This is a genomic window from Edaphosphingomonas haloaromaticamans (assembly GCF_001853345.1).
GTDB lineage: Bacteria > Pseudomonadota > Alphaproteobacteria > Sphingomonadales > Sphingomonadaceae > Sphingomonas_E > Sphingomonas_E fennica.
In genome coordinates this window covers 498,191-507,319 of sequence record NZ_MIPT01000001.1, presented here as the reverse complement: position 1 = coordinate 507,319, position 9,129 = coordinate 498,191, and the positions used below count along the sequence as shown (strand labels likewise).

Here is a 9,129-nt window from a genome sequence, read left to right as displayed (position 1 = left end):
CCTTACTCGCCGCATCGCAAGAGCATGAAATCAGGCCCGATAGTTTTGAATCAGACTCTTAGGGTTTCAAGTATCCTGTTGGTTAGGGCTTTCTGCATGTGTCATCCTTTCGAATGACACTTCAATAATCACGGAAATCGGCCAATCTCAAAGAAATTCCCAGCGCTCGAAGGGCCTGCATCGGGAAAATGCAGCGCGATGCGATTTGACCATGCAGCCTGCGACCGGGGGGTGCTTTGGATCGAGGCTCTACATTGGTACTCGGACCAGATAGCGCGACACTGATTCTGGGTTTTTCAGTCTAACGCAATTACGTGTCGGGATGGCTGGAACCCAACTCCTCATCAACGATGGAGGCGATGCCATCGGTAGACAGACCACCCGCCAGACCCTCGGCGATCCTTTGTCCCAGCAGGCGCTTCAGTTCTTGCCATGCGGCCTCTTCACCGGCAGCGGCCGAAGAAGGCAAATCAGATCCTGCTTTATTCATCATTTCCAAGCTCCGTACCGATCCGAAGCAAATCGACATAGGCGGCGTAGGCAAAACTGCGGTCCCGACGCCTGCCGGTCGTTTCCGTCAGAACTCCCGCCGACATCAGCGTCTCTATCGCGCGGATAGCGGTTGGCTTGCTGATCCCGAGTAAGGTCATGACTGACGCGACTGTGACAATCGGGTGGCTGGGAAGTTCTTCAAACAGCCTGACGGCCGAAACGGAAGCCGCATTGCTCGCCAGCAGCCGGGTGCGATCTTGGCCGACTATTGCGAAGATATCCCGCGCCGATGTCACCGCCTCGTCGGCGATGGTTGCGACCCCGTCGAGAAAGAAGTCGGTCCAGCCTTCCCAATCGCCTTGCGTCCGCACAGCATCCAGCCGCCGGTAATATTCAGCACGATGACGCTTGAAGAACAGACTGAGGTATAGCGATGGCGCGCGAAGCAGCCCCCAATGCTGGAGCAGCAACGAAATCAGCAACCGGCCTATGCGTCCGTTACCATCAAGATAGGGGTGGATCGTTTCAAACTGGACATGAACGAGCCCGGCGCGAATGAGCGGGGGCAAGTCATCATCCGCGTGAATGTATTTTTCGAGCGCGCTCAGTAGCTCCGGTACGCGCGTGGGCGGCGGCGGAACGAACACCGCGTTGCCGGGCCTGCTACCCCCAATCCAGTTTTGGCTGCGCCGGATTTCGCCCGGCTGCTTGGTCGCGCCCCTCACGCCGTCCATCAATCGGCGGTGCGCGTCATTCAAGAGACGCATGGAAATCGGAATGCCCGATGGGTTCGCCAGTTCCTGTTGGACGTGGTTCAGGGCATCGAGATAATTGCAGACTTCTTCCACGTCCGCATCCGGCGCTTTTACGTCATCCGCTTCGAAGCTGAGCAGGTCGAGCAGCGTGGCTTGGGTGCCCTCGATCTGTGACGAAATCACCGCTTCCTTGCGAACGAATCCGTAGAGGAACCAGTCGAGCGACGGCACCATCTCGGTTGCTAGATCAAGCCGCACCAAGGCTTGTTCCGCAGCACGTAGACGCCTGCTGATTGTCTCGGACATGGCAAAAGCTGGATCACGTGGCGGCAGTGGGTGAGGCAGAAACGCAGGGACGCTCTCCCCGCCTGCGACCACATTTTCATATTCGCCCGTTGTTCGCTTCGTCATGGCATCCTGCAATCCAGTTCAGAGGTAGGAACGGCAGTGTACCTTTCTCTCCTCACTAATAACGATATCGTGACTTATTGTGCGCAAAAGTCAACCATCCGTTATTAACGCCTTCGGAGTTATGGTGACGACGAAGTGGGATTTTTCCTGACGCACGCCACCGCGATCGATATCACGCTGCTGCTAGGCTAGCGGTTGGATCACACCGCCTTTACCCTCCATCGCTCTGATACCCAGAAAATCGACGATCTTCCGTGTGGGTATCACGGGGGTCCCGGGCGCCCGAACTTGCATGAATGGACCTGAAGCAATACGCCTCGGAATCAGCGGGTCGAAGATACGATTTCGTGTTCCCCAAGATGCAAAATGACGAAGAATGAAGAGCAATAACAAGAGCTTATGGCTAGCTCTTAATCAGCGGGTCCTAGGTTCGAGCCCTAGTGCTCCACCAATTTTTCTCACAAATACAGCAACTTATTGTATCCGCAGCTAGGCGGCACACAGCCCGTAAGCATCGTGCAAGAGCATTGTAAGAGTGCGCGCCGCTGTGAGCTTGCTTTGTTCACTGCCGCAAAACGCGAGTAGCGGCATGAGATTTGTCATTTTAAGCCTTGCGCTTGCATTTGCCGCGCCAGCATACGCGGAATCTGATCTCGAACGAGGCTTCAGTGGAGCGTTGAAAGGCTGCGAGACTTGGGTGCTTGACCCCACCAGTTGGGCTAGTGGTCCTGAGCCGTTCATAAAGGCTGTCGGCCTCGGCGCGAAGATGGGATTGGTGGAGAGCGTGGAAGCCGTAAACCTTCCTCCCACCCAACTTCGGCAGGCAAATCACTTCTGGCGCATCAACTCAACGGAAGGCGCCGGCTACATTTTGGTTGTCTCTGACCAACTACCGATGTGCCACATCACTGGTGGCGGCAATGCGGACCTTCAGCCTGCGATTGAAGCGGTCCTTGCTTCGCCTGCATTCAGGAGTCGTTGGGAGCAGCAGAGCAACTCGATAAAAGACGGAATGGCTTCCACCACTTTCCGGAATCGCGAAGAGCCTGCCATGACGATCCAAATCAGTCGAGCGGTCCAGCCTAAGCAACGATTGGACAGAGTGCAGCTAATCGCGACAGCGACATTCAAAACGAAATAGCGCGGCTGACGCTGCTGCTCGTGCCACACTAGTAGCCATGCGGGGGCACCGTCAGCGAGCATGTGCACCACTCCGTCCTGCTCCCAGCGACGCAGTGCACCGACGACCGCCATATCCCTCCTCAGTGATTATGCCGCGGCGTCTTGTCCGCCACGGCGCGGTAGTTCACCGCGAATTCCAGGACGGCGCCGTCGGCGAGCTGGCCGGTCTTTTCGCGGTAGAGTTCTTCCCAGGGGGTGTGGCTGGCCGGCACGGGCGGCGGGGCTTCGGCCTTGCGGTGGGCGATTTCGGCCGCGTCGACCAGCGCGTCGCAGGTGCCATCGTTGAGATCGATCCTGAGGATGTCGCCGGTGCGCAGCCAGGCCAGCCCGCCGCCAGCCGCGCTTTCCGGCGAGGCGTTGAGGATGGACGGGCTGTCCGACGTGCCGGACTGGCGGCCGTCGCCCAGCGTGGGCAGCGCCAGGATACCCTTGCGGATCAGCGCGTCGGGCGGCTGCATGTTGACCACCTCGGCCGAGCCCGGCCAGCCGATCGGGCCTGAGCCGCGGATGACGAGGATGCAGTTTTCGTCGATATCGAGCGCCGGATCGTTGATGCGGTGGTGATAATCGTCCGATCCGTCGAACACGATCGCCCGCGCCTCGAACACGCCTTCCTGCCCCGGCCGGCTGAGGTAGCGCTGGCGGAAGGCATCGGAGATCACGCTGGTCTTCATGATCGCGAAATCGAACAGATTGCCCTTCAGCACGAGGAAGCCAGCGCGATCCATCAGCGGATCGGCGAAGGGGCGGATCACCTCCCGGTCCGAAGCCTCGCGGCCGGCCAGATTGTCGGCCACGCTGCGGCCGGTGACGGTGAGGCAATCGCCGTCGAGGCGCCCGGCGCCCAGCAGCTCCCACATCACCGCCGGCACGCCGCCCGCACGGTGGAAACGTTCGCCGAGATATTTGCCGGCCGGCTGCATGTTGACGATCAGCGGCAGATCATAGGCCGCGCTCCAGTCGTCCGGGCCGATCTCGACGCCGGCATGGCGGGCCATCGCCTGGATGTGCGGCTGGGCATTGCTGGAGCCGCCGGCGGCGCTGACCACGGCAATGGCGTTGAGGAAGCTCCGGCGCGTCAGGATGCGCGACGGGCGCAGATCCTCATAGGCCATGTCGACGATGCGGCGCCCGGTTTCGTAGGCGATCTGGCCGCGTTCGCGATAGGGCGCGGGGATCGCCGCGCAGCCGGTGAGCGACAGGCCCAGCGCCTCGGCCACCGCGTTCATCGTCGATGCCGTGCCCATGGTGTTGCAATGGCCGGCGGAGGGCGCGCTGTCGCACGCGCGGTTGAGGAATTCCTCCTCGTCGATCTCGCCGGCGGCAAGCTTGCGGCGGCTGCGCCAGATGACGGTGCCGGAACCGACCAGTTCGCCTTCGTGCCAGCCATCCAGCATCGGCCCGCCGGAAAGGACGATGGCGGGAATATCGACGGTGGAAGCCGCCATGATCCCCGAAGGCGTCGTCTTGTCGCAACCCGTGGTCAGCACCACGGCATCGATGGGATAGCCGTAAAGTATCTCGACCAGCCCGAGATAAGCGAGGTTGCGATCGAGCGCGGCGGTGGGCCGGCGGCAATTTTCGAAGATCGGGTGGACCGGGAATTCCATCGGAATCCCGCCGGCATCGCGAATCCCGTCCCGCACCCGGCGCGCGAGATCGAGGTGGATGCGGTTGCAGGGGGAGAGATCGCTGCCCGTCTGGGCGATGCCGATGATCGGCCGGCCGGAGCGCAGTTCCTCCGGCGTGATCCCGTAATTCATGAAGCGTTCGAGATAGAGCGCCGTCATGTCCGATCGGGCGGGATCGGCGAACCAGTCGCGCGAGCGGAAGGGGCGAACGGGGGTGCGCGGCACGGAACCTCTCCTGCATGTCCGGCCGGCGGCAGCCCGCCGCCGCGCCCGGAACTCCTCTCTATGGTAGCGTTACCATAGACCCCTTGGCGGTCAAGGCTTCACGCCATGCTGAACGTCGGTCGACGGCGCGGCGCGGCATCGGACTGGCGGCGCACCAGCGTGAAATCCAGCAGCATGCGACGGTGCTTCTCGCCTTCGCCGCCGCGCCGGCGCTTGATCTCGTCCACCAGCAATTCCACCGCCGCGCGCGACATGTCGGTGATGGGCTGGTGGATGGTGGTCAGTTCCGGCCAGATCGTCGTCGCCAGCGCGGTATCGTCGAACCCGCAGACGGTGAGGTCGCCCGGAACGTCCAGGCCGCGGCGGTGCGCCACCGCCACCGTGGCGGCCGCCATGTCGTCATTGCTGGCGAAGATCGCCGATGGCGGCTCGGCCAGCTCCAGCAGCCGCTCAGCCGCGTCCAGGCCCGATCGGTAGGTGAAGAGGCCCTGGGTGATCAGCTCGTCCGCAAGGGGCAGGCCCGCCGCCTCCAGCGCCGCGCGATAGCCTTCGAGGCGGCGGCCGCTGGCGGTCTGGTTGGGATTGCCGATGATGAAGCCGACGCGGCGATGGCCGAGCGACACGATATGGCGCGTCATCGCGAAAGCCGCCTCAAAATCGTCGATGCTGACGGCGGATACGTTATCGGCCACGCGGCCGGTGGCGACGGCGACGGCGGGCGTGCCGGCATCGGCGAGCACCTTCAGCACCGCCTGGGAATCGCAGAGCGGCGGCGGCAGGATGATGCCGTCTATCCCGCTGGCGACCAGCCGCTGGGCCACCTCCACCTCATGCCGGTCGAGATCGCATTTCTCGACCACGAGCTGCACGTTGCGGCGGCTGGCCTGATCGAGGCCGCCGACGAGGAATTCGCTGAGATAGGCGGAGGACGGGTTGCTGTAGAGCAGGCCGATGCGGATCTGGTCCGCGCCAGCCAGGCTGCGCGCCGCGGGATTGGGGGCATAGTTCAGCGCGGCGATCGCCGCGTTCACCGCCTCGCGGGTGGCCTCCCGCACGTTCTTTTCGCCGTTGATGACGCGCGACACCGTCATCGGCGACACGCCGGCCTCCCGCGCGACGTCCGCGATCGTGGGGGCGCCGCCCTGCCGTCGTGAAACCTTATTGGCCATCTGGTTCTCCCACCTGTTACGATTGCCTTACAGCAACCGGCGGGCCTGCCGCTACCGGCCAGGGAAAGAGGCGGCCGACATCGCTGCCGGCCGCCGAGGGTGGGGAAATCAGAAGGTTCCGCGCAGGCCGATCAGAAACTGGGTTCCCGGCTTGTACTGCGTGAAGGTGGCGTTTTCGAACTGGAAGTAGCTGCGCTGCTTCGCGTTGAAGATGTTCACCACGTCGAAGGTGAGCTGCGGACCGTGGTTGAGGCCGAACACCTTCTCCAGATCGACGCTCGAGGAGAAATCCCACTGCTGGTAGCTGTCGGAGAACAGCGCCGCGGCCGAAATGCCGTTCTGGCCGCCCAGCGAGCTTTGCGAGCCCTTGTTGTAGGTGGTCGACAGGCGCGCCATGAAGCCGCCATTCTCGTAATAGGCCGTCAGGTTATAGGCATATTTGGCGACGCCCAGCGCCACCGCCGGCGCAGCACCCGTGCCCTTCTGGTCGATGATGGTGGCGTTGGCGGTGAAGCCGAAGCCCTTCACGCCCAGATAGCGATCCAGCAGGAAATCGAGCGGCTGGACCCAGTTGAACTCCAGGCCGTTGACGGTCAGCGTGCCGGTGGCGTTCACCTGCTGCTGCACCACGACATCGGCCTGGCCCGGCCCGCCGCGGGCGTCGATCGCCTGCTGCTGCGAAGGCGTCAGCGTATCGTAGGTGATGCCGTAGGCCGCCAGATCGGTGAAGGCGACGGTGTTGAAGCCGGTCTGGGTGAAGCCCTTGATCGACTTGCGGAACGCCGCGAAGCTCACATAGCCGGCGCCGCCGGTATAATATTCGAAGCCCAGATCGATATTCTTCGAGATAAAGGGCTTCAGCGCCGGATTGCCGATGGTCGCCTGATCGGCGGACGGGGTGCTGAAGTTCACGCCCGGCAGCATCGCGTTCGGATCGGGCCGCGTCATCGTCTTGGAAAGCGAGACGCGGACCACCGCATTGTCCGCGACATTATAGGCCGCGCTCGCCGAAGGCAGCCAGTTGTCGTAGCTGTTCTGCGTCTCAACGAAATTGATGACGTTCGGGTAGAGCGAGCCGTCGGCCGGATTAGGCCCCGAAGGCGGCGCCGGCGGATTGCGCGGATCGGCAAGCGACACCTGGCCGCCGATCGTCTGATCGGTGTGGGCGTAGCGGATACCGATGTTGAAGCGCAGCGGGTTGCCGGCCACGTCGATGTCGCCGTTCACCTCGGCATAGGCGCCGGTCGTCTTCTCGCGGACATAGCCGCCGCTGGCGCCGGTATTGGCGGCACCGGCCTCGGGCGCATTGTCGTGGAAATAATCATAGTTGGAAGCGCCGGCGAACTTCTTCCAGTCCAGCGTCACGAAGCCGGGGCCGGGGCGCAGATAGGATGCGACCGCGCTGTTGGGGATCAGCGACCCCTGATAGACCAGCGGCGTGGTGATCCCGCTGGAATAGCCCGTGCCCAGCGCCGGATAGCTGGGATAGCCCGGCTGGCCCGGCGTGACGGAGGTCAGGCCCTCGCAGGCCGGCTGGCTGTTCGGCGAGAGCAGGAAGACATTGGGATTGCCGCCGCAAGCCGCGTTCTGCCAGGCTTGGCTGTTGTCATAGGCGCGGATGCGGCGCGACACATCGTCATAGGCGCCGCCGACCCGCAGGTTCAGGCGCGCATCCCCCCAGGTCAGGTTGCCGCGAATGCCCTTGGTCTTGGTCAGGCGGCGTTCGTCCTGCACGTTGACGCGGCTGCCGGGGAACCAGCCGAAATTGGCCGGATCGTTCAGGTCGACATTGGAGGCGATGTTGGGGATGCCACCGTCATTGCTGTAATCGACGGTCAGGCCGGAATTCGCGGCCGTGCTCAGCACCACCGACGGCGATTCACGATGGAAGCGGCTTTCCGTCCAATTGCCCTGGAGGTCGACCTTGATGGTGTCGGTCGCCTGCCATTCGATGCCGGGATTGACGCCCCAGAATTTCGTGTCCTCGATGAAGGGACGATATTCCAGGAAGAATTGCGAATTGGCGAAGGTGCCGTCGGTGACGACGCAACCGCCGCCGCAATCGTCGCGATCGACCTGCATGTTGATCGGGATCGGCGCGCCGCTGCGGACGACCCAGTTCATGTCGATGCGCTGGAGGTTGTTCTTCTTCCGCCCATATAGCGAGTCGACATAGATATTGAGATCGTCGCTCGGCTTATATTGCAGGCCGAAGATCGCATTGTAGCGCTTCTTGGTGCCGAACGTCTCGGATGGGCGGCCAAGGCGCGGCAGCAGGGCGTTGTCGATCTGCTGGATGGTGAGGCCGGGATTGTGATCGAGCAGCCACTGCTTGTCGATCGTCTCGCCGGCCGTCAGGCCGTTGCCGGCATTGCTGGGCACCGTGCCGGGGATCGACCAGTTGCCGCCCCCGGTATTGTTGCAGCCCGTGGCGGCACCGCATTGCGCGGCCGACAGATTGGCATTCGTCCAGCCGATCGTCTCGAAGCCCTTGGTGTTCACCTTGTTGCGCACGCCGGTGACGCCGGCGATCACGCCGAAATCGCCGAAGGTGGTGCTGGCGAGCAGCGAGCCGCGCTGGCCCCAGCCGTCCGCCGCGCTGTTCTTGGTGCCCTGCAGCGAATAGGCGATCCGCGTGCCCGGCTTGTCGAACGGCCGCGCGCTGCGCATGTCGACGGTGCCGGCGGCGCCGCCTTCGACCTGCTCGGCCGTGGGCGTCTTGCTGACGGTGAGCTGGGTGAACAGCTCCGTCGGGAACATGTCCAGATCGACTTCGCGGTTGGTGTTCTGCGAATCCATGCGGCCGCTCGATGCCACCGCCACCGGCGCGCCGTTCAGCAGCACCTTGGTGAAATTGGTGCCGAGGCCGCGGATCGCGACGTTCAGGCCCTCGCCGGAAGTGTCGCGGACGATGGTGATGCCGGGGATGCGGTTGAAGGATTCGGCGATGTTCGTATCCGGGAACTTGCCGATATCTTCCGCGAAGACGGAATCGGTGAAGCCGATGGCGTCGCGCTTGGCGTTGGTCGAGCTCAGAAGGCTGGCGCGATAGCCGGTGACGACGATGTCCTCGTTGGACACATTGGCGGCCGTGGCCGGCGAAGCATCCTGCGCGAAAGCGGGAACGCAATGCCCCGCCAGGATCGTCGCGCCCAGCAGGGCCAGCCGACGCACGGCAAAGCGAGTCTGTGATTCGGTAGACATGTCACTCCCCTCTCCCAACCGCGGCCGGCCTCACATGGGCTGATCCGCGGGGCGCCACAC

At 63.2% G+C, this 9,129-nt stretch carries 6 protein-coding genes; 1 reads left to right on the top strand and 5 read right to left on the bottom strand.

Features of this window, described 5'->3' with window-relative positions:
- Positions 1-310: 310 nt before the first annotated feature.
- Together BHE75_RS23005 and BHE75_RS02365 are read right to left on the bottom strand one after the other, a co-directional pair.
- On the bottom strand, positions 311-493 hold the full coding sequence (locus BHE75_RS23005; protein ID WP_254684339.1) for a hypothetical protein: 183 nt from the start codon (positions 491-493) through the stop codon (positions 311-313).
- The gene (locus tag BHE75_RS02365) at positions 483-1,658 is read right to left on the bottom strand and encodes a Fic family protein (protein WP_070935394.1); all 1,176 of its coding nucleotides are present in this window, start codon (positions 1,656-1,658) and stop codon (positions 483-485) included. Before BHE75_RS02365 ends, BHE75_RS23005 begins: the two co-directional genes overlap by 11 nt.
- Before the next feature lie 589 nt (positions 1,659-2,247).
- Here BHE75_RS02365 and BHE75_RS23855 point away from each other — a divergent pair.
- Entirely contained in the window at positions 2,248-2,799 is a 552-nt protein-coding gene (locus BHE75_RS23855; RefSeq protein WP_139181608.1) for a hypothetical protein, read from the top strand.
- Between the two features lie 121 nt (positions 2,800-2,920).
- Here BHE75_RS23855 and xylD read toward each other — a convergent pair whose 3' ends face one another.
- The 3 genes from xylD to BHE75_RS02350 form a co-directional block, all read right to left on the bottom strand.
- On the bottom strand, positions 2,921-4,696 hold the full coding sequence (gene xylD, locus BHE75_RS02360) for a xylonate dehydratase XylD (RefSeq protein ID WP_070932117.1): 1,776 nt from the start codon (positions 4,694-4,696) through the stop codon (positions 2,921-2,923).
- A gap of 98 nt (positions 4,697-4,794) precedes the next feature.
- A complete protein-coding gene (locus tag BHE75_RS02355; protein WP_015459143.1) occupies positions 4,795-5,865 on the bottom strand; it encodes a LacI family DNA-binding transcriptional regulator in 1,071 nt (356 codons plus the stop codon).
- A 108-nt stretch (positions 5,866-5,973) separates the two neighbouring features.
- A complete protein-coding gene (locus BHE75_RS02350; RefSeq protein ID WP_070932115.1) occupies positions 5,974-9,069 on the bottom strand; it encodes a TonB-dependent receptor in 3,096 nt (1,031 codons plus the stop codon).
- Between the last annotated feature and the right edge of the window lie 60 nt (positions 9,070-9,129).

Coding starts and splice junctions, on each gene's coding strand:
- BHE75_RS02350 (WP_070932115.1), bottom strand. CDS start 9,069: ATGTCTACCGAATCACAGACTCGCTTTGCCGTGCGTCGGCTGGCCCTG.
- BHE75_RS02355 (WP_015459143.1), bottom strand. CDS start 5,865: ATGGCCAATAAGGTTTCACGACGGCAGGGCGGCGCCCCCACGATCGCG.
- BHE75_RS23855 (WP_139181608.1), top strand. CDS start 2,248: ATGAGATTTGTCATTTTAAGCCTTGCGCTTGCATTTGCCGCGCCAGCA.
- BHE75_RS02365 (WP_070935394.1), bottom strand. CDS start 1,658: ATGACGAAGCGAACAACGGGCGAATATGAAAATGTGGTCGCAGGCGGG.
- BHE75_RS23005 (WP_254684339.1), bottom strand. CDS start 493: ATGATGAATAAAGCAGGATCTGATTTGCCTTCTTCGGCCGCTGCCGGT.